The 19,521-nt window shown below is 45.7% G+C and carries 15 protein-coding genes; 3 read left to right on the forward strand and 12 right to left on the reverse strand.

The window, feature by feature from the left end; translation table 11 throughout:
• Positions 1 to 13 precede the first annotated feature (13 nt).
• Positions 14 to 1,651: a PfaD family polyunsaturated fatty acid/polyketide biosynthesis protein gene (gene pfaD / locus MSG38_RS11380; RefSeq protein ID WP_248401889.1), complete on the forward strand. Its 1,638-nt coding sequence runs from the start codon at positions 14 to 16 to the stop codon at positions 1,649 to 1,651.
• A gap of 107 nt (positions 1,652 to 1,758) precedes the next feature.
• Here the strand turns inward: pfaD and hflX are convergent, their stop codons facing one another.
• The 11 genes from hflX to prmB form a co-directional block, all read right to left on the reverse strand.
• Positions 1,759 to 3,126: a GTPase HflX gene (gene hflX / locus MSG38_RS11385; protein ID WP_017056924.1), complete on the reverse strand. Its 1,368-nt coding sequence runs from the start codon at positions 3,124 to 3,126 to the stop codon at positions 1,759 to 1,761.
• 242 nt (positions 3,127 to 3,368) lie between these two features.
• The gene (locus MSG38_RS11390) at positions 3,369 to 4,523 is read right to left on the reverse strand and encodes a S8 family serine peptidase (protein WP_248401890.1); all 1,155 of its coding nucleotides are present in this window, start codon (positions 4,521 to 4,523) and stop codon (positions 3,369 to 3,371) included.
• Positions 4,524 to 4,663: 140 nt separating this feature from the next.
• Positions 4,664 to 5,776: a sn-glycerol-3-phosphate ABC transporter ATP-binding protein UgpC gene (gene ugpC / locus MSG38_RS11395; RefSeq protein ID WP_248401891.1), complete on the reverse strand. Its 1,113-nt coding sequence runs from the start codon at positions 5,774 to 5,776 to the stop codon at positions 4,664 to 4,666.
• A gap of 6 nt (positions 5,777 to 5,782) precedes the next feature.
• Positions 5,783 to 6,640 (reverse strand): carbohydrate ABC transporter permease, encoded by an 858-nt coding sequence (locus MSG38_RS11400; RefSeq protein ID WP_248401892.1) that lies wholly within the window; start codon positions 6,638 to 6,640, stop codon positions 5,783 to 5,785.
• Positions 6,637 to 7,575: a sugar ABC transporter permease gene (locus tag MSG38_RS11405; RefSeq protein ID WP_009848503.1), complete on the reverse strand. Its 939-nt coding sequence runs from the start codon at positions 7,573 to 7,575 to the stop codon at positions 6,637 to 6,639. The genes MSG38_RS11400 and MSG38_RS11405 overlap by 4 nt, the downstream gene beginning before the upstream one ends.
• Before the next feature lie 181 nt (positions 7,576 to 7,756).
• Positions 7,757 to 9,004 carry an ABC transporter substrate-binding protein gene (locus MSG38_RS11410; RefSeq protein ID WP_048664276.1) on the reverse strand — a complete coding sequence of 416 codons (1,248 nt, stop codon included), beginning with the start codon at positions 9,002 to 9,004 and terminating at the stop codon, positions 7,757 to 7,759.
• 111 nt (positions 9,005 to 9,115) lie between these two features.
• On the reverse strand, positions 9,116 to 10,561 hold the full coding sequence (locus MSG38_RS11415; RefSeq protein ID WP_248401893.1) for an ATP-binding protein: 1,446 nt from the start codon (positions 10,559 to 10,561) through the stop codon (positions 9,116 to 9,118).
• A gap of 13 nt (positions 10,562 to 10,574) precedes the next feature.
• Entirely contained in the window at positions 10,575 to 11,303 is a 729-nt protein-coding gene (locus MSG38_RS11420) for a response regulator transcription factor (protein WP_248401894.1), read from the reverse strand.
• Positions 11,304 to 11,462: 159 nt separating this feature from the next.
• Complete coding sequence (locus MSG38_RS11425) at positions 11,463 to 12,920, reverse strand: protein adenylyltransferase SelO (RefSeq protein ID WP_248401895.1); 1,458 nt, start codon at positions 12,918 to 12,920, stop codon at positions 11,463 to 11,465.
• Positions 12,921 to 13,399: 479 nt separating this feature from the next.
• Positions 13,400 to 14,041 (reverse strand): LysE family translocator, encoded by a 642-nt coding sequence (locus MSG38_RS11430; protein WP_248401896.1) that lies wholly within the window; start codon positions 14,039 to 14,041, stop codon positions 13,400 to 13,402.
• A 253-nt stretch (positions 14,042 to 14,294) separates the two neighbouring features.
• Entirely contained in the window at positions 14,295 to 15,227 is a 933-nt protein-coding gene (gene prmB / locus MSG38_RS11435; protein ID WP_017060640.1) for a 50S ribosomal protein L3 N(5)-glutamine methyltransferase, read from the reverse strand.
• Positions 15,228 to 15,289: 62 nt separating this feature from the next.
• Between prmB and smrB the strand changes: the two genes are divergently transcribed.
• Complete coding sequence (smrB, locus tag MSG38_RS11440) at positions 15,290 to 15,820, forward strand: endonuclease SmrB (protein ID WP_017064096.1); 531 nt, start codon at positions 15,290 to 15,292, stop codon at positions 15,818 to 15,820.
• 111 nt (positions 15,821 to 15,931) lie between these two features.
• On the opposite strand, the gene sixA is transcribed toward smrB, so the two are convergent.
• Entirely contained in the window at positions 15,932 to 16,396 is a 465-nt protein-coding gene (gene sixA, locus MSG38_RS11445) for a phosphohistidine phosphatase SixA (protein ID WP_050651863.1), read from the reverse strand.
• Between the two features lie 305 nt (positions 16,397 to 16,701).
• Between sixA and MSG38_RS11450 the strand changes: the two genes are divergently transcribed.
• The gene (locus tag MSG38_RS11450) at positions 16,702 to 19,479 is read left to right on the forward strand and encodes an insulinase family protein (protein WP_248401897.1); all 2,778 of its coding nucleotides are present in this window, start codon (positions 16,702 to 16,704) and stop codon (positions 19,477 to 19,479) included.
• Positions 19,480 to 19,521: the final 42 nt, after the last annotated feature.

Consider the following 19,521-nt stretch of genomic DNA (forward strand, 5'->3'; position numbering starts at 1 on the left):
GAAAGAATTTAGTATGACAACTCAAACTACAATCAATAACGAAAAGCTATCTCCGTGGCCTTGGCAGATCGAAGAGAACACAACGCGTTTCACTAACGCAGCAATGTCGACAATCTTGAAAGATTTAAGCCTTGCTTGTTACGTAGTGAACCACCCAGAAAAAGGCTTGGGCGTAAGCCAACAAGCTGAGATTGCATCAGGCGATTCAGCAAGCTCGGCGAACAGCCAACCTGTTAGCGCCTTTGCTCCCGCTCTTGGTACACAAAGCCTAGGCGACGAAGATTTTCGTCGCTGCCACGGCGTGAAATACGCTTACTACGCTGGCGCAATGGCAAATGGCATTTCATCTGAAGAGTTGGTGATTGCGCTTGGCCAAGCTGGCATTCTTTGTTCATTTGGCGCGGCGGGCTTAATCCCGTCTCGCGTTGAGCAAGCGATCAACCGCATTCAAGCTGCACTGCCAAACGGTCCTTACGCGTTTAACTTGATTCACAGCCCAAGCGAACCAGCGCTAGAGCGCGGCAGTGTTGAGCTGTTTTTGAAGCACAAAGTGAAAACAGTTGAAGCTTCAGCATTCTTAGGTTTAACACCGCAAATCGTTCACTACCGTGCCGCTGGTCTTAGCCGTGATGCACAAGGTGGGATTCAGATTGGCAACAAGGTTATTGCTAAGGTAAGCCGTACTGAAGTCGCAAGTAAGTTCATGCAGCCTGCTCCTGTGAAAATGCTGCAAGCTTTGGTTGACGAAGGCCGAATCACAGCAGAACAGATGGAGCTAGCACAGCTTGTTCCTATGGCTGATGACATTACGGCAGAAGCCGATTCAGGTGGCCACACCGATAACCGTCCACTAGTAACCCTGTTACCAACGATTCTAGCCCTAAAAGAGCAAATCCAAGCTCAGTATCAATTCAAAACACCGCTACGTGTCGGTTGTGGTGGTGGCGTAGGCACGCCTGACGCAGCTCTAGCAACGTTTAACATGGGCGCGGCTTACATTGTTACCGGCTCTATCAACCAAGCGTGTGTTGAGGCTGGCGCGAGCGAGCACACACGTAAGCTGCTTTCGACAACCGAAATGGCTGACGTGACTATGGCTCCTGCGGCAGACATGTTCGAAATGGGCGTGAAACTGCAAGTGGTTAAACGTGGCACCTTGTTCCCAATGCGTGCAAACAAGCTGTACGAGATCTACACACGTTACGACTCGATTGAAGCGATTCCAGTTGAAGAACGTCAAAAGCTAGAGAAGCAGGTATTCCGTTCAACACTGGATGATATTTGGGCTGGTACTGTGGCGCACTTTAACGAGCGAGACCCTAAACAGATCGAACGTGCTGAAGGCAATCCAAAACGTAAAATGGCGTTGATCTTCCGCTGGTACTTGGGTCTTTCAAGCCGTTGGTCAAACACGGGCGAACAAGGTCGTGAGATGGATTATCAAGTATGGGCTGGCCCTGCACTTGGCGCATTCAACGCATGGGCAAAAGACAGCTACCTAGACGATTACCAACAACGTAATGCGGTCGACCTTGCTAAGCACCTGATGCACGGTGCTGCGTACTTAGCTCGTGTTAACCTACTGACCTCACAAGGTATCAAGCTTGATCCAGAGTTAGCACGTTGGAAGCCGACACAAAGAATGGCGTAAGTAACTCATGAGTTAGCTAAACTTAGATTAACTCGGCTCGACCAATAAAAAAAGCGACCACTTAGGTCGCTTTTTCTTTGGACGTTCTTTTCTAAATAGATAGGCGATCAAGATTTCTGCATACGCTTTTTCAGTCGAGCTAAGTCAATTTCACTAGAGCGAACGGTCAACTTAATACACTCGTAGTCGTACTCTTCTTTAACCACACTCATGTTTGAGCGAATCTCACCGATGATGCCTTGGCCAGAATAAGGAATCGTGATCTCTTCTTCGATCATGCCTTCTTCAGCAACACCAACGATGTACTTGTGCAGTTTGGTTATATCCAAAGGATCACGAGTTGACGTTAGCATCGCATCTGGGAACTCTTCGATCAGCTCTAATTGCTGCTCTTCCGTCAATCTATCGCACTTATTCAGTACTAATAGTTTTTCGCTGCCTTCAACGCCCACTTGAGCTAATACGTCGTGTACCACATCAAGTTGTGCGCGGAATGAAACGTCTGAAGCATCAACGACATAAAGCAGCAATGAAGCATCATGCGCTTCTGCTAGCGTTGAGTGGAATGATGCAACCAGATCGTGTGGTAATTTCTTGATGAAACCCACTGTATCTGAAACAAGGATACGCGGCTGAGTGATTGGTTGAAGCGCACGAACCGTGGTGTCTAGCGTTGCGAACAGTTTATCTTCACCCACCACTTCGGTTGCGGTCATTGCACGCATCATCGAAGATTTACCGGCATTGGTGTAGCCAACTAAAGCAACAGTGAAAAGCTCCGCGCGCCTTGTGCGTCGGGTCTTCATTTCATCTTGTACGCTTACTAGCTCACGCTTAAGCGCAGCAATTTGGTCACGTACGTTACGACGGTCTAGCTCTAGCGAAGTTTCACCGGCGCCCTGACCCATTTGACGCTCTTTATCACCCTCAGCCGTTTCACGAAGTCGTGGCACTAAGTAGTTTAGACGAGCGATATCAACTTGCAGACGAGCAGTACGAGTACGAGCGTGACGGCTGAAGATTTCGATGATGATGCCAGTACGGTCAAATACTTCCACACCCAAACTAGCCTCAACAGTACGCAGTTGAGATGGGCTTAAATCACAGTCAAAGACCACAACATCAGCGGCGCCGTATTGGAAATTGCCCGTTGGAAGATCATCAAAATCTAGCTCGTCGATTTCTGAATCAAATAGACCTGATTCATCAAGGAAGTCTTCATCTTCTGCTTCTTCAATTGAACCTTGGTAACCGGTTAGATGAGCAATTTCCGCAAGCTTACCAGCACCCAACACGTTTTGTCGTTGAGCTGAACTGTGGTGCTGCGATTGAGTACCAACCACTTTAAACCCTAGGGTTGTTACTAAGCGAGCAAGTTCGGCAAGAGACTCTTTTGCTTCGTCACCTTTGAAGTCCGGTGTCGTAATAGAAATAAGTAAAGCGTTACTAGCTGAGGGTTTTGCTGTTAGTTTCATGTATTCTTCTGTTTATGCACCAAAGTGCAACCTAGTATTTGGTCTAAAGTTGAGTCGATCCTACGCGTTTCTACGTCAGCTTTATATAGCCACATCACACTAATTATCAGCTTTGATGATAATTAACTGTCTACTCGATGATTATTCACAATAAAAAACGACCCATCAGGTCGCTTTTTATTATGTCGAGACTGGAATCTCACTTATCAGAAAGATCTTCGTTAATTCCCAGCCGGAACCTCTTACTTCACAGCGATCAGATCTGCATTGCCATCTGGATCATTATTTACCGTTCCATCTGTTGATGGTAATTCACCATCAACTAACCCACTAGCTAATATGACACCACAAAAGTGAGGAGCCGCCATTGAGGTACCATTGTAAGAAACCGTTCCTCCGCCCGTTTTGGTCGATAGCACATCGACTCCAGGTTGAGCGTAATCTACATCAGAGCCATAATTGGAAAAGTAAGCGAAATTATCATTGTTCTCTTCAAATGCAGAGATCGTAAAGATATTTGTGCCATTCGTACTCGCTGGTGTAAAACCATTCGCATCTAACCCAGAATTACCCGCAGCGATAGAGAAAAAGATCCCCTGTGCGGCGGCAGCTTGAATAGCAGTTTCCAATGCGGCCGAATACCCTGAACCACCCAAGCTCATGTTGGCACAATCACCCGCGCTACCATTAATCGCCACATGTTCAACACCGGCAATAACTCCCGACATTGAACCACTGCCACTATTATCTAGGACTCGAACAGGTATCACTTCCACACCGGGCGCAACACCGATGACATCAAAGCCATCGTCGTAAGCTCCTATCGTTCCTGCTACATGCGTGCCGTGACCATTACCATCGCTAGTATTGTTTTTCTTACCGCGAGTAAAGTTTGCCCCTCGAGATTTGTTTACATTTAAATCTGGGTGATTACTGTCAATACCCGAGTCTATAACCCACGCAACAGATGAGGAATTACTCATATCAACAGTACCACCGTTGACTCTGGTTACACCCCAAGGAACCTGCTGAACAGCTCGCTCAACACTATCTCCACCTCCGCCTCGATTAGGTTTACCTCCTCGCGGTAAAGCATGCATGACGATATCAGGCTCAATGTAATCAATCTCGGGGAACCTATTTTTAAGACCTTTAAGCGCTTGCTCTGGGACCTTAACAGAAAACCCTTTCAATGCATGGCTATATTGATGACCAACTACACCACGCCCATTGGCAACTTCGCGCGCGATATCGTTCGCCCGTGATTCCGATACACTCTGTTTTAAAACGACAATATAACTGTCTCTCAAATCATGATTAACAACAGCAGATACTGGAGAGGAAAGAAGAGCAAGTGACATTGCTCCTGCAAGTAATTGGACTCTCATTGCAGACATCCTTTTTATAAAAATTAATCTCCCATCAAGCATAGACTCTACTGAGTTTTTTATCATTAATGTGACAATTAACCTGTCTTGATACAAAAACACCCCATCAAACGATGAGGTGTTTGGTGAAACTAACTTGCTAGTAACACTTAGAAATCGATTCTCGCTTCCGTCTGAGCATCGAAGAATACGGCTTTGGATAGGTCAAAATGCAGTGGCGCCATTTGCCCAACCGACACCTCAAATTCCGGCGATAAACGACACGCTACTTCTTGGTCATTCACTTTGACCATAGCGATAGTATCTGGCCCTGTCGGTTCCAATACCTCCAGCTGTAAGTCTAGCTTTGTCGAGGCAGAAACATCATCGCCTTCCTGTTCAGTAATGTGTTCTGGACGCAGCCCAATCACCAACTCTTTGCCGTCTTGGTCACGCATACTTTGTGGCAAACGAATATGGTGTTCTTGATCTGCGGTACCAACCACTTTAATGATCGGATTCTGGTCCTCATCCAAATCCACCATGGTTTTAATGAAGTTCATTGACGGTGAACCCATAAAGCCAGCCACGAACATATTGTTGGGCTTGGTGTAGATCTCTTGTGGTGTGCCGAGCTGCTGCAGCTCACCATCTTTCATTACTGCGATGCGATCCGCCAGTGTCATTGCCTCGATCTGATCATGGGTTACATAAACAATCGTGGTATTGAGCTTCTGGTGTAAGCGCTTAATCTGATGACGCATCTCAACACGTAACTTAGCATCCAAGTTCGAAAGTGGCTCATCAAATAGATAAAGCTTAGGGCGACGAGCTAGAGCGCGTCCCATCGCGACACGTTGACGCTGACCACCAGAAAGCTGTGATGGTTTACGATCCAGCAGTTGTTCAATTTGTAGCATTTCAGCGACACGATTCACTTCTGCATCAATCTCGTCCTGAGGCATCTTACGAATCTTCAAACCGAAGGCGATATTGCCGCGTACCGTCATGTTTGGGTAAAGCGCGTACGACTGGAATACCATCGCAATATCGCGGTCTTTAGGTTCAACCTGCGCTACATCTACACCATCAATCACAATCTCACCCGAGCTAATATTCTCTAACCCTGCGATTGTGTTCATTAGGGTGGATTTTCCACACCCCGAAGGGCCGACAAGTATCAAAAATTCCCCCGAATCGATACTGATGTCGATGCCCTTTAACGTTTCGTTGTCCGCGTTGCGATAGGTTTTACGGATCTGTTTTAAATCTAATGTTGCCATGGGTAATTATCCTTTTACTGATCCTGCCGTTAGGCCACGAACAAAATATTTTCCTGCGAAGACATACACCAACAACGTTGGCAGTGCGGCGATGATCGCGGCAGCCATGTCGACGTTGTATTCTTTAACGCCCGTACTGGTGTTGACTAAGTTATTTAATGCCACTGTGATTGGCTGAGTTTCTGAGCCCGAATAGACCACCCCAAACAAGAAGTCGTTCCAGATTGCGGTGAACTGCCAGATCACCGTCACCATGATGATCGGCGTTGAGATCGGTAATAAGATCTTGAAGAAGATGGTAAAGAAGCCAGCACCATCAAGCTTTGCCGCCTTGATTAATTCATCAGGAATCGAGATATAGAAGTTACGGAAAAACAGTGTTGTAAATGCCATGCCGTAGATAACGTGCACAATCACCAAGCCGATGGTTGTGTTCGCTAACCCCATCTTGCCAAGCATGGTCGCCATTGGCAGTAGCACCACTTGGAATGGAATGAAGCAGCCAAATAACAACAAACTAAAGAACAGGTTTGAACCTCTAAATTGCCATTTCGTCACCACATAGCCATTGAATGCACCGAGCAGTGTTGAAATCGCAACCGCAGGAATCACCATTTGGAATGAGTTCCAGAAGTAGCCTTTGATGCCTTCACATTTCACGCCCGTACAAGCCGTGTCCCACGCTTTATACCAAGCATCGAACACCCACTCTTTCGGCAAGCTCATCAAGTTACCCGCCTTGATATCAGGCAGAGTTTTGAATGAGGTCAGCACCATCACGAACAATGGCATTAGATACACTAAACAGAAGAAAAGCAGTACTGAATAGATAAAGATTCGAGCAAAGTTGACGTTATTCATCATGACTTTTTCTCCCTAAGTTCAGAGTAAAGATAAGGCACGAGAATCGCTAAGATACCGGCAAGCATCATCATGGCACTGGCGGCACCAAGGCCGATTTGTCCGCGAGTAAATGAGTGTGCATACATAAATAGCGCCGGAAGATCCGATGAATAGCCCGGGCCACCCGCTGTCATTGCCGTCACAAGGTCAAAGCTCTTAATTGCAATGTGTGAGGTGATGATCACCGCACTGAAAACCACAGGGCGCAAGCAAGGCAGAATGATTTTGAGATAGATAGTGGGTAAGCTTGCCCCATCGATTTGAGCCGCTTTGATGATTGAAGAATCGATGCCACGCAGACCTGCTAAGAACATCGCCATCACAAAGCCTGAAGACTGCCAAAGTGCTGCAATCACTAAGGTGTAAACCGACATTTCAGAGTCAACTAACCAATCAAATTTGAAGTCAGTAAAGCCCCAATCTTGCATCAGCTTTTCAATACCAAGACCTGGATTAAGAATCCATTTCCACGCAGTACCCGTGACGATGAATGACAGCGCCATTGGGTATAAATAGATAGTACGAATCGCACCTTCTTGGCGGATATTCTGGTCAAGCAACACCGCTAAACCCACACCTAACAAGATAGCAATTGCCATAAATAGAAAACCAAACACACCGAGGTTGGTGATTGAGGTTATCCAGCGATCGTTATCCATCAGCTTTTCATATTGGGTTAAACCAACGAAATTAAAGCTCGGCAGAAATCGAGAGTTGGTGAACGACAGCGCTGCCGTCCAAAAAATGTAACCGTAGATACAGACCACGGTCACTAACGCGGTCGGCGCCAGTACAATTTTAGGTAACCAATGTTGCAACCTGTCAGCAAAACTTGGTTTCGGTGCAGGCTGGCTCCTTGTGGGTTTTGGAGTCGACTCAGTCAAAACATGCTCCATAACTTATCCTTGTTGCACAATCGAGCCAATGGCTTACCTCTCGGCACCACATCAGCATCACGCATATCAGAATTGGGAGTGAAGAGTAGATAGGCTCCCTACGAGCCTACCCACCCTGGGGGTTTGGTAAAGCAACACAACCCGTCACTCACGTGCGTTGTGTGTCGCTTATCAAGTTAGATTAGATAGCCGCTTTCACAGCTTTCGCTAACTTAGCCGCCGCTTCTTTTGGATCGGCATCTTTTTCGTTGAAGAAGTTGGTCACTACGTCATAGATAGCGCCTTGAGCGTAGCTTGTTGTCGCTAGGCCGTGAGCCATACTCGGAACAAGATCGCCAGATTCCGCACTTGCTTTGAAGGTTGCCATTGAATCCAACGCACATTGGTCAAACTTAGACATGTCCATATCTAGACGAACAGGGATAGAACCTTTGTTAAGGTTGAAGACTTCTTGGAAATCTTTGGTAAGAATGGTTTTCGCTAGGTCTTGCTGCGCTTTTTGGTTCTCTTTGTCACTCAGCTCAAAGAACGCAAAGCTATCGATGTTGAAAGTGAATTGGCCATCAGTACCTGGAGCTGGTGCACAGATGTAGTCTTTACCCGGCACTTTGCCTGCCGCAGTAAATTCACCTTTCGCCCAGTCACCCATGATCTGCATTGCCGCTTCGCCATTGATAACCATCGAAGTTGCTACGTTCCAATCACGACCCGGAGAGTTGCTGTCGATGTAATCACGCATCTTTTTGAATTTGGTGAACACTTCCACCATTTTGTCGCCAGATAACACGTCCATATCCAGATCAACGAACGCTTTGTTGTAATCTTCACTGCCTAGTACATCAAGTGCTACAGCTTCGAATACCGTAGCGTCTTGCCAAGGTTGACCACCGTGAGCCAGTGGAATGAAGCCAGCCGCTTTAATCTTGTCTGCGGCAACAAAGAACTCATCTAATGTCGTTGGAACCGTCACTCCTGATTTTTCTAAAACAACAGGGTTCGCCCAAAGCCAGTTAACACGGTGAACGTTGACAGGAACCGCCACATATTCGCCATCCCACTTCATCACTTTAGTGACCACTTCTGGCAGTAGCTCATCCCATTGTTCTTGTTTCGCCGTTGCATCGAGAGACGTTAGAAAACCTAAACCACCCCACTCTTGAATATCATGACCTTTGATCTGCGCGGCAGATGGAGGATTGCCCGACACTGCTCGAGTTTTCAAAACAGTCATCGCACTTTCACCGCCGCCACCAGCAACAGCAAAATCTTTCCAAGTATGGCCTTGTTCTTCAATCATCTCTTTCAGTACCGCTGCAGATTTCGCCTCGCCACCGGCAGTCCACCAGTGAAGCACTTCCACTTCACCAGCTTGAGAAAATGTTGAGGCAGCAAGAAGAGATAGAGTAAGTAGGGTTTTATTGATTTTCATTATTATCTTCCATGTTTTAGCGGACTCGACGTCCGGTTCAATAAAGAGTCTACTTATTTTGATTTTTAGGATTGAAACAAAAGGTAAGCCCTATGTAACATAATTGTTACATTACACTTCTAGGCCTGTTGGGATATAGACTTTGGCTTCTAAGCCGCCTTGAGAGGAGTTGCGAATAATGAGATCTCCGCCGTGTCCATGCAGGATATTTCGGCAGATCCCGAGGCCAAGACCGTGTCCTTGATCATCCGTTGCTAACCTAAAGTAAGGTTCAAAAACTAACTCTAGCTTGTCTTCTGGAATGCCATTGCCACGGTCTTTAATGGTCACGACTACCCAAAGCTCATCACCGCTGATTTCTACCACAGCTGAGGAACCATACTTAACCGCGTTGTCGATTAAGTTGGTCAGTACACGCTTTATCGCCAGTGGCTTCGCGACCAATGGCTCAATGACGACCGGCTCGAACTCAACCTTCGTTTGGTACTGGTTATGAGATTCAATCACAGCAAGCACCATTTCATTGAGGTCAATAATGGCATTGTTCTCGTGTAAGTCAGTATCTCTTACGGCCTGAAGAGCACCTTTAACCATCATCTCAAGCTCATCGAGATCTTTGTTGAATTTGTCTTTCTTTACTTCACTCTCCAACAACTCTGCACGCAATCTAAGCCGTGTTATTGGTGTCTTTAAGTCATGGGAGATTGCCGAGAAAAGGTGCTCACGGTCGGCAACATAGCGACGAATTCGTTGCTGCATGCGATTGAAGGCTCGGGTCGCCGTCACCAGCTCCGTTGCCCCTTCTTCATTAAGTGGTGGCTGCTGAATATCCATACTCATCTCATTGGCCGCTCTTGCTAATTTTTTAAGAGGGCGTACTTGCCGACGAATCATCAAGTAAGTCAAAACCAAAAGAATGAGGGTCGAGGAAACTAAGAAGATCACCTGTTCTCTGCCGAGAATCGTATCGTCGAGTTTGACGTAAGGCGCAGGCAACAACGCGGCGATATACACCCATTCATGACTGGCTAATTCTATCTGAACAACCAAAATCGGCGGATTAAGAGGTTCTAACGTTAAAGTATGATGTGCCCACGATCGCGGGAGATCGCTCAAGTAGATGTCGTTTTTAAGTAATCGAAGGTGCTCTGGGCGAGAGAAGTCAACGCGCACCGATTCCACCTTATTGAGCTTGTTGCTCAGCACGCTTTCTATTGCTTCTATCGAGGCAGTTTTTAAACGGGTATCAGAGATCGGTTCGACAATCAACGCCTCTTTATTGAAAGAGACGAAAAAGCGCGTACCGCCCATATTGCGGATCTGATCTAACACAATATGGCGATATTTGACGGGCAGAGACTGGAAGAAAGTCACCGTTGAAGCAAACATGTTCGCCATGCTCGATGAGGCCGAACGAATGCCTTCCAGTTCTTTATGTTTAGATTCGCTGTACCAAATAGAAGTTGCGATACCTTGAGCAATGACCACCGCCAACAAGGTTAATAACAAGGTTCGAGCAACCAAGGAATTTGGCTTTAAACTTCTCAACCACTTCATACGGACTTCTTACTCAGTGCTCATAATGCACAGGCACAGCCAAAATATAGCCGTTGCCGCGCATGGTTTTGATGTAGTGAGGATATTTACCACTGTCGCCCAATCGGCTTCTCAGACGGCTAAGCTGCACGTCAATGCCACGTTCAAAAGGTAGCGCTTCTCGGCCTCTGGTAGCGAAAGAGATGGTGTCACGGTCAAGAACTTCGTTAGGGCGAGTTAAGAACAACATCAACAGAGAAAAATCACTGCCCGACAAATCCATCTCTTCCGAGTTTTCATTGTGGGAAATTCGATGCGCTAACGTATCAAGCGTCCAATCACCAAAAATGATTTGCTTTGGCAATGCATCACTTGGCTTGTCATCCACCACTTGAACGCGGCGTAATAACGCTTTGATACGCGCCATTAACTGGCGAGGGCTAAACGGCTTGGCGATGTAGTCATCGGCACCAATTTCTAAACCAATGATCTGGTCGGTTTCATCCGATACGGCAGTCAGCATGATGATAGGCACATTCGATTGTTTTCGGACACGTTGACACAAGGTAAAACCGTCGTCACCGGGTAGCATCACATCAAGCAGAATCAGATCTGGATAACCTTGGTTTTGCAGATCTGATTCTAGTTCAACACCATCTCCCACAGAAGAAACATCGAAACCAGATTTTGTGAGGTACTCTTCCAGCAGCTCGCGGATTTCTTGATCATCATCCACCACGAGAATTCGAGTATTTGTTGGCATCGCCCAAACCTATTAAATTTACAACTTATTCACATAGTGTATAGGCTGGCCGATTGTTTGATTATTGACATGTTTGTAAAGTTAGAAGAACAAACAGATAAAGATCACAACTTAGTGACCTCTATCTGAATCTTTAGGGCTTAATCCGCTATTGGTTGGTTATGAAGAGCAGCTGATCTCCATCGCTTTCCCCCACTCAGGAGGTAGAGCCGCAAGATGCTCATAATCCGGGTGTTCCGCGTAAGGGTCTGCAAGTACCACCATCAAAGCGTCAATGTCGCTGCTATCACCGCGCTCTGCTTTGTCTATCGCTAGCTGAGCTAGGTAGTTTCTGAGGATGTATTTCGGGTTTACCTGTCTCATCTTTTCACAGCGCTCGGCCACTGAGCTCTTTTCCAATTCGCAGCGTTGTAAGTAGTTATCTACCCACAGTTTTGCTGCCTCTCGGTCGATAACCAAATCAATCACGTCTTGCGGCTGCAAGGTATCCAAATTCGACAACGTTCTAAAAAATCTTGGGTAATCGACTTTGTTTTGCGACATCAGCTCGAACATAGATTCAAACAAACGACTGTCGCCTTCTTGTTTCGAAAGTAGCCCCAACTTACGACGCATCATCTGGCTGAAATAACCGTTCATTTGCGGTTCGTACTGCTCTAAAGCGGCCTCTAAGTCGACCTTATCCACCAGCGGAGAAAGTGAGTGAGCCAGTGCAGACAGGTTCCATAAACCTATTCTCGGTTGCTGGTTGAATGCGTAGCGCCCTTGATAATCCGAGTGATTACAGATCAAGCGAGGGTCGTATTCGTCAAGAAACGCGAACGGACCGTAATCGAAAGTTTGCCCGATGATCGACATGTTATCGGTGTTCATCACGCCATGAGCAAAACCATTCGCTTGCCACAACGCGACCATTTCCGCAGTGCGATCGACAATCTCATTAAACATGGCAGCGTAAGGCTTCTCTTCATCAAGGCATTCAGGGAAGTGCCATTCGATGACTTTATCAGCCAGTAATTTATGTTCTGCCAACTGATTGGTGTAAAACAGATGTTCAAAGTGACCGAAACGGATGTGGGATTCTGCAGCACGCACCAATAATGCCCCCCACTCTTGCTTCTCACGATAAACCGGCGTGTCACTGGTCATCATGGCTAATGCACGCGTGGTTGGGATGTTGAGCCCCGCCATCGCTTCGCTACATAAGTACTCACGAACCGTTGATCGAATAACAGCGCGTCCATCGCCCATGCGAGAATAAGGTGTTTTACCTGCACCTTTGAGGTGTAAATCAAACGTTTCGCCACTTTTAGCGACAACTTGAGCTAATAACAGCCCTCTTCCATCACCTAAATCCGGATTATAAGAACCAAACTGGTGGCCTGCGTACTTCATTGCTACAGGCGAAAACTGCTCAGGTTCAGCATTGCCAGATAACGTTTCAAGCAACTCTTCTGAAGCATCATCAAATGACGGAAAGCCGAGTTCATCCGCAAGCTTATGGTTCCATGCGAGCCATTGAACATTGTTTAGCGGTGTAGGTTGAATTGGGGTATAGAACAGTCGAGGTAATGCAGTAAATCGATTGTTAAATGAAATAGAATCCCAGACAGACATGAGAGATACACTGTAGATAAAAGATAACTTAAGATTATCACAGTTTTGTAACAACTTCAGAAGTGCGATGGCGCTTGTTTATAGAGGGAAGGTTACTAGAAGTAAGATGACTAAGAAAAAGTTAAGTGGCTAACCTGATGAGAAAAGCCACATTTATAAGAGAAAGAGTTCTGACTTTGAAGACTTTTTAACAAGTGATTTCATAATAAAAACTAAAACTATAGAGCCATGAAGCTGACTACATTAGAGCAAGAATACCCACTAGAGAAAGGGTAGAGAAAATCCAAGTACGACTGATTACGCCAAAGTTACTGTGTTGAATCATTTCTTGATGCTGCATATGTCTCTCCTTGAGAACGTGATGGTGTAACTACAATATATCGGCTTTTCGTCAAAAGCAGCAAGCACATTAATATTAACCTTTTATGACAGCACCAAGAATATTCTGTAATCATTCACCTCTCTGATAAAACAGAAAGTTATGCTCGACTGGTCGTCGAAAGCAGTGCACCAGCCCCAATAAAGACACCTCCAGTGACACGATTAAAGACCTTGGCTCGACCTTTCGCAAACAACCAATTTGACGACTTCGCGCCCAAGTAGGCATACACCAGTAACCAAGACAATTCCATCACTGCGAAGGTCAAAGCAAACACGGTAAACTGCGGGATCAGAGCGATTGATGGGTCAATAAATTGTGGGAAAAGTGCGGTAAAAAACAGGATAGCTTTGGGGTTACTCGCGCCAACAATAAAGCCACTTAGGTAATGCTGCGCAGCGCTTTCTTTGACAGATTGAGCACCGCCTTGTTGATCCGATAACTTGTCATAATCTTGTTGGCTAGAGCGCAGTGATTTCCAGCCGAGGAAGATTAGATAAGCCGCACCAGTCCATTTTATGACATTAAATACCACTTCAGACGAAGCAATAATTACCCCTAGCCCGGTAAACGATAAGGTTAGAATGCCAGTAATCGCAGTTAAGCTCCCCAAGGCGGTAAATATCGATAATTTAAAGCCTGATTGCACACCTTTGGTCATGCACAATAAAGAACTTGGGCCTGGTGATGCCGTTAAAATTAGCACCGCTAATAAATAATAAATCCATGTATCAAAGCTCATCGTGAATCCTCCTTAACTCACTAAAACGACTAAATATTAAACACCAATATGTAATAAGCCCTCATATTAATCAACTAAATATTGTGCTTAACGTCTTCGATATGAATACAAAAATCTTTAATCTAGGCAATAAAAAACGCCATGCAGCAATGCATGGCGTTTAAATAAAAACGTTTCAAATCGAACGTCTTACTAGATGTCAGGTTCTAAGCTTACAGCCCTAAGATAGGGGCACTAACCTAATAATTGAAACCTAGTCTTTGTAGATAGAGAACTCATCAGCGCAAGCAACAAGCTGCTCACGAGTGATCATGAATACGCCATGACCACCGTTAGAGAATTCAATCCAAGTGAATGGAATCTCTGGGTACTGATCCATCATATGAACCATTGAGTTACCTACTTCACAGATAAGGATACCGTCGTCAGTTAGGTAGTCTGGTGCGTTAGCTAAGATGCGACGAACCAATTTCAGACCGTCTGTACCCGCTGCTAGGCCAAGTTCTGGCTCGTGAGTAAACTCATCAGGCAGGCTGTTCATATCTTCTTCGTCCACGTAAGGTGGGTTAGATACGATCAGGTTGTATTTCTCTTTTGGCAAATCACGGAAAAGATCTGAACGGATTGGGAACACTTGCTGCTCCATGCCGTGATCTTGAACGTTCTGCTCTGCAACTTGCAATGCATCGGTAGAGATATCAATCGCATCTACTTCAGCATCTGGGAATGCGTGAGCACAAGCAATAGCAATACAACCACTACCCGTACACATATCCATGATGCGAGTTGGCTCTTCAGTTAACCAAGGTTGGAATTGAGCTTCGATCAGCTCACCAATTGGCGAACGAGGCACAAGAACACGCTCATCAACGAAGAACTCAAGACCACAGAACCAAGCTTTGTTGGTTAGGTAAGCCGTTGGTGTACGATCATTAATACGCTTGATTACGCGCTCAACAATACGTAGACGTTCGCTGCTCGTTAGACGAGAGTTCATCACATGCGAAGGAACATCAATCGGCAGATAAAGAGTAGGTAAGATAAGTTGTACTGCCTCATCCCACGCGTTATCAGTGCCGTGACCATAAAATAGGCCCGCTGCGTTAAAGCGGCTAACAGTCCAACGAATCACATCTTGAAGCGTGTGTAGTTCTGATACCGCTTCTTCTACAAAAATCTTATCCAAAATTGTCTCCGAAAAGCGCTACAATACTGCTAATTACGTTTCTAATTAGAATTCATAACCTGATGAGCAAAAAAGACACCGACTTCGATGACGATTTCGCCCTGTTCAACGATGCAGTAAAGGGCGTTAAAAAGTTGCAACAGGATACCATAGTCCAGCAGCCAAAAAGAAATGCCAAGCAAAAAGAAATTACTCGAACGGCAAGACAAGCCAGTGATAGCGAGTTTTATTTCTCGGATGAGTTCATTCCGCATCTTAGCGAAGACGGTCCGACACGTTATGCGCGTGATGATGTCTCTAAATATGAGGTCAAGCGCCTACGTCGTGGTGTCTACGTTCCTGACGTTTATCTCGATATGCATGGTATGACTCAACAAGAAGCCAAACGTGAGCTTGGTGCGATGATTGCGCACTGCGTAAAAGAGAGCGTGGCGTGTGCCTGTGTTCAACACGGTATCGGTAAACACATCCTTAAACAGAAGGTGCCTTTGTGGTTAGCACAGCACCCAGATGTGATGGCTTTCCACCAAGCGCCGTTAGAGTTTGGCGGCAATGGCGCGCTGTTAGTCTTGCTTTCGGTTCCTGAGAAATAATTCTGGTTTACGAATTCTCTCTCACCAAAAAACAACAAAGGGCATCCCAATCATATTGAGATGCCCTTTCTAATTGTCTGCAACTTTGTCATCAAACAGAGCTCAACGAGCTTATGGATTGATGTTCCAAAGCAACTCACCTTTTTGTGTCTCAAGGTTGAAGTCGATACACGCTAGGCCAGAAGTGGGAAACATAGGCGGCGCCATGCCTGTTGCAAATTCTGCCGTTAGGTAACCCACTAGAGGTAAATGAGAAACAAATAAAATGGTCTCTAGTTTTTCTACTTCAGCCATTGCTAAGGTCAAATCAAACACATCGTCGGACATTCCATAAGGCGTAATATCATCACAAGTTTCTACTTTCTTTCCAGAAAACGCCTGAGAGATCTCTAACCACGTTTCTTGTGCCCTTAAATATGGGCTCACCAGCACTTTATCGAATTGACTAATCCCCTGCTCATTTGCAGCGTGTGCCACTGCAAGAGAAGCCATTTTCCCGCGCTTGGTCAACGCTCGTTCTGCATCCGAGTTCGCAAAATGTTCTGCTTCACCGTGGCGCATAATGAATATTTTCATGTTCAATCCTGTCTTCGTAACATGTCGAAAGTCGATATATCCCATATATCAGCGAAACGCTACTTAGGTTTGGCTCTCAATCCAGAGAAACCGCAGTCAATATAAATAATTATATCAAGTCACTTGCCAAAGAGTTCGACTTTCTTAACAATCTTGTTAAAAGAAAATAAATTACTGATAAAAATCGATAAAAGTGATTTAGAAATCGCCAAAAAGCACTTCATATCCCAAAATATGATCACAAGGTTTGCACGCCGAATCATCGGGTACATAATTTAAAAACCACCTTCTCTGGAGATGCTCCTGTGCACTTAAGCCCAAATGATGAACATCAATACCGCTACATAACCTTAAATAACGGGTTACGTGTACTGTTAGTTCAGGACCAAAATGCTCAAAAAGCAGCAGCCGCATTAGCCGTCAATGTGGGGCATTTTGATGACCCTACAGACCGAGAGGGTTTAGCTCACTACTTAGAGCATATGCTATTTTTAGGAACTGAAAAGTATCCAAAGGTCGGAGAGTTCCAAAGTTTTATCAGCCAGCATGGCGGCAGCAACAATGCTTGGACAGGAACAGAGCACACCTGCTTCTTTTTTGATGTTGAATTGAATGCCTTTGAAACCGCACTCGATCGCTTCAGCCAATTTTTCACTGCTCCCCTATTCAACGAAGAAGCGTTAGACAAAGAACGCCAAGCCGTTGACTCCGAATACAAGATGAAACTCAACGACGACTCACGACGCTTGTACCAAGTTACCAAAGAACTAGTGAATCACAATCACCCATTCTCGAAGTTTTCTGTCGGTAATATCGATACGTTGGGCGACAGAAACGGCGAGACGATTCGACAAGAGATCTTAGCTTTCCACCAGCAACAATACTCTGCTGACTTGATGACGCTGACACTGTCTGGCAATCAATCATTAGATGAAATGCAAAGCTGGGTTGAAGATCGCTTTAGCTCGATCACCAATCACAATCTACAAGGCAAAAAGGTTGAAGTACCGATTATTGGCGAGTTAAGCACAGGCGTACAAGTCCGCGTTGAACCAATTAAAGAAGTACGCAAACTTATCTTAACCTTCCCAATGCCAAGCATGGACGAACACTACGGCGTTAAGCCTTTGTCGTTCTTTGCCCACCTTTTAGGTTACGAAGGTGAAGGCAGTTTGATGATGCAACTCAAAGAGAAAGGCTGGATTACATCCCTCTCTGCAGGTGGTGGCGCGAGTGGCAGTAACTACCGTGATTTCACAGTCAGTTGCTCGTTGACCATAGAAGGTTTAACCAAAACCGATAACATCATCCAAGCGATATTCCAGTACATCAAGTTAGTCGAACAACAAGGCATAGAAGAGTGGCGCTACCTAGAAAAACGCGCCGTTCTAGAGTCTGCTTTCCGCTTTCAAGAGCCAGCAAGACCGCTTGATGTCGTCAGCCATCTAGTTATCAACATGCAGCACTACCAAGAGCGAGATGTGGTGTATGGTGATTACAAAATGTCGCATTTCGATGACGAATTACAGCGTTCTTTGCTGCCTTATTTAACCGTCGACAACATGCGTGCAACCATTGTTGCTCAGGGGTTCGAGTATGACAGGGAAGCGAAGTGGTATTTTACGCCCTACTCGGTCACACCTTTTAGCGCTGAACAAGTTCAATGCTTTACGTGCATTAACCCCGGTTGGCAGTTTGAACTCCCAAGCAAAAACCCGTTTATTTGCTACGATCTAGACCCGACTGAACTCGAAGGTGACGCTAAGTTCCCACAACTGTTAGAAGAGCTCGATGGCTTTAAGTTATGGCATCTGCAAGACCATCAATTCCGAGTGCCTAAAGGTGTGGTGTATGTCGCAATCGATAGCCCGCACTCCGTCGCTAGCCCAAGAAATATCGTTAAAACACGCTTGTGTGTAGAGATGTTCTTAGACTCGCTGGAAAAAGATACGTATCAGGCTGAAATCGCCGGAATGGGCTACAACATGTACACCCATCAAGGCGGTGTAACGCTCACTCTGTCTGGGTTTAGCGAGAAGCAGCCACAACTGCTCAATATGATTCTTGAACGTTTCCAAGCACGCGACTTTAGTCCAACACGCTTCGAAACCATCAAGCATCAATTGATCAGAAACTGGAACAACGCGTCGCAAGATCGTCCTATCTCGCAGCTGTTTAATGCGATGACAGGGATACTTCAACCAAATAATCCACCCTATTCTGTGTTAATTGAAGCGCTGGAAACGATAGAGGTCGATGAGCTCTCTTCTTTTGTTCAAGCAATCTTGGCGGAACTTCATGTTGAGATGTTTGTGTATGGCGACTGGAAAAAAGCCGATGCACACAAGATGGCTGAAACGCTAAAAGATGCACTGCGTGTTCAAGATCAGGCTTACGAAGAATCACTGCGTCCGCTCATCATGCTAGGTGAAAACGGTAGCTTCCAACGTGAAGTGGTGTGCAACCAAGATGATTCGGCGATCGTGGTTTATTACCAATGTCCTGATATTTCGCCTAATAACATCGCGCTGTATTCACTGGCAAACCATTTGATGTCGGCCACTTTCTTCCATGAGATACGTACCAAACAGCAACTAGGTTACATGGTCGGTACTGGCAATATGCCGCTCAACCGACACCCTGGAATTGTATTGTATGTGCAATCACCGAATGCCGCCCCGGCAGACTTGTTAGCCTCAATAGATGAGTTCCTCAATGCCTTTTATATGGTGTTGTTAGAGCTTAACGACTACCAATGGCACAGCAGTAAACGCGGCCTCTGGAATCAGATTTCGACACCAGATACGACTTTGCGAGGACGCGCTCAACGCTTATGGGTTGCGATAGGCAATAAGGATATTGAATTCAACCAGAGAGAGCGTGTATTAGAAGACCTTAAAGGGTTAACTCGCTCAGACATGATGCGTTTTGTTGTGAGCCAACTAAAACCACGCACCGCAAATCGTCTGATTATGCATGCGCACGGTAATGCCCATCATGAGGAAGAGAAGTTGTCGGCAGGGGTGGAGATTGGCTCTATTGATGAGTTTCAGTTGCGCCCGAAAGATACTGAGCTTGGTTGATAAGAGTGTTTTAGAAATCAAAGGTTGATGTGAAAGCATCAA

The organism is Vibrio sp. 1CM24A (assembly GCF_023161725.1).
In the GTDB taxonomy this organism is placed as follows: Bacteria; Pseudomonadota; Gammaproteobacteria; order Enterobacterales; family Vibrionaceae; genus Vibrio; species Vibrio coralliirubri.

Excerpts from the sequence above, each read along its gene's own strand:
- pfaD (WP_248401889.1), top strand. The coding sequence starts at position 14 with ATGACAACTCAAACTACAATCAATAACGAAAAGCTATCTCCGTGGCCT.
- hflX (WP_017056924.1), bottom strand. The coding sequence starts at position 3,126 with ATGAAACTAACAGCAAAACCCTCAGCTAGTAACGCTTTACTTATTTCT.
- MSG38_RS11390 (WP_248401890.1), bottom strand. The coding sequence starts at position 4,523 with ATGTCTGCAATGAGAGTCCAATTACTTGCAGGAGCAATGTCACTTGCT.
- ugpC (WP_248401891.1), bottom strand. The coding sequence starts at position 5,776 with ATGGCAACATTAGATTTAAAACAGATCCGTAAAACCTATCGCAACGCG.
- MSG38_RS11400 (WP_248401892.1), bottom strand. The coding sequence starts at position 6,640 with ATGATGAATAACGTCAACTTTGCTCGAATCTTTATCTATTCAGTACTG.
- MSG38_RS11405 (WP_009848503.1), bottom strand. The coding sequence starts at position 7,575 with ATGGAGCATGTTTTGACTGAGTCGACTCCAAAACCCACAAGGAGCCAG.
- MSG38_RS11410 (WP_048664276.1), bottom strand. The coding sequence starts at position 9,004 with ATGAAAATCAATAAAACCCTACTTACTCTATCTCTTCTTGCTGCCTCA.
- MSG38_RS11415 (WP_248401893.1), bottom strand. The coding sequence starts at position 10,561 with ATGAAGTGGTTGAGAAGTTTAAAGCCAAATTCCTTGGTTGCTCGAACC.
- MSG38_RS11420 (WP_248401894.1), bottom strand. The coding sequence starts at position 11,303 with ATGCCAACAAATACTCGAATTCTCGTGGTGGATGATGATCAAGAAATC.
- MSG38_RS11425 (WP_248401895.1), bottom strand. The coding sequence starts at position 12,920 with ATGTCTGTCTGGGATTCTATTTCATTTAACAATCGATTTACTGCATTA.
- MSG38_RS11430 (WP_248401896.1), bottom strand. The coding sequence starts at position 14,041 with ATGAGCTTTGATACATGGATTTATTATTTATTAGCGGTGCTAATTTTA.
- smrB (WP_017064096.1), top strand. The coding sequence starts at position 15,290 with ATGAGCAAAAAAGACACCGACTTCGATGACGATTTCGCCCTGTTCAAC.
- sixA (WP_050651863.1), bottom strand. The coding sequence starts at position 16,396 with ATGAAAATATTCATTATGCGCCACGGTGAAGCAGAACATTTTGCGAAC.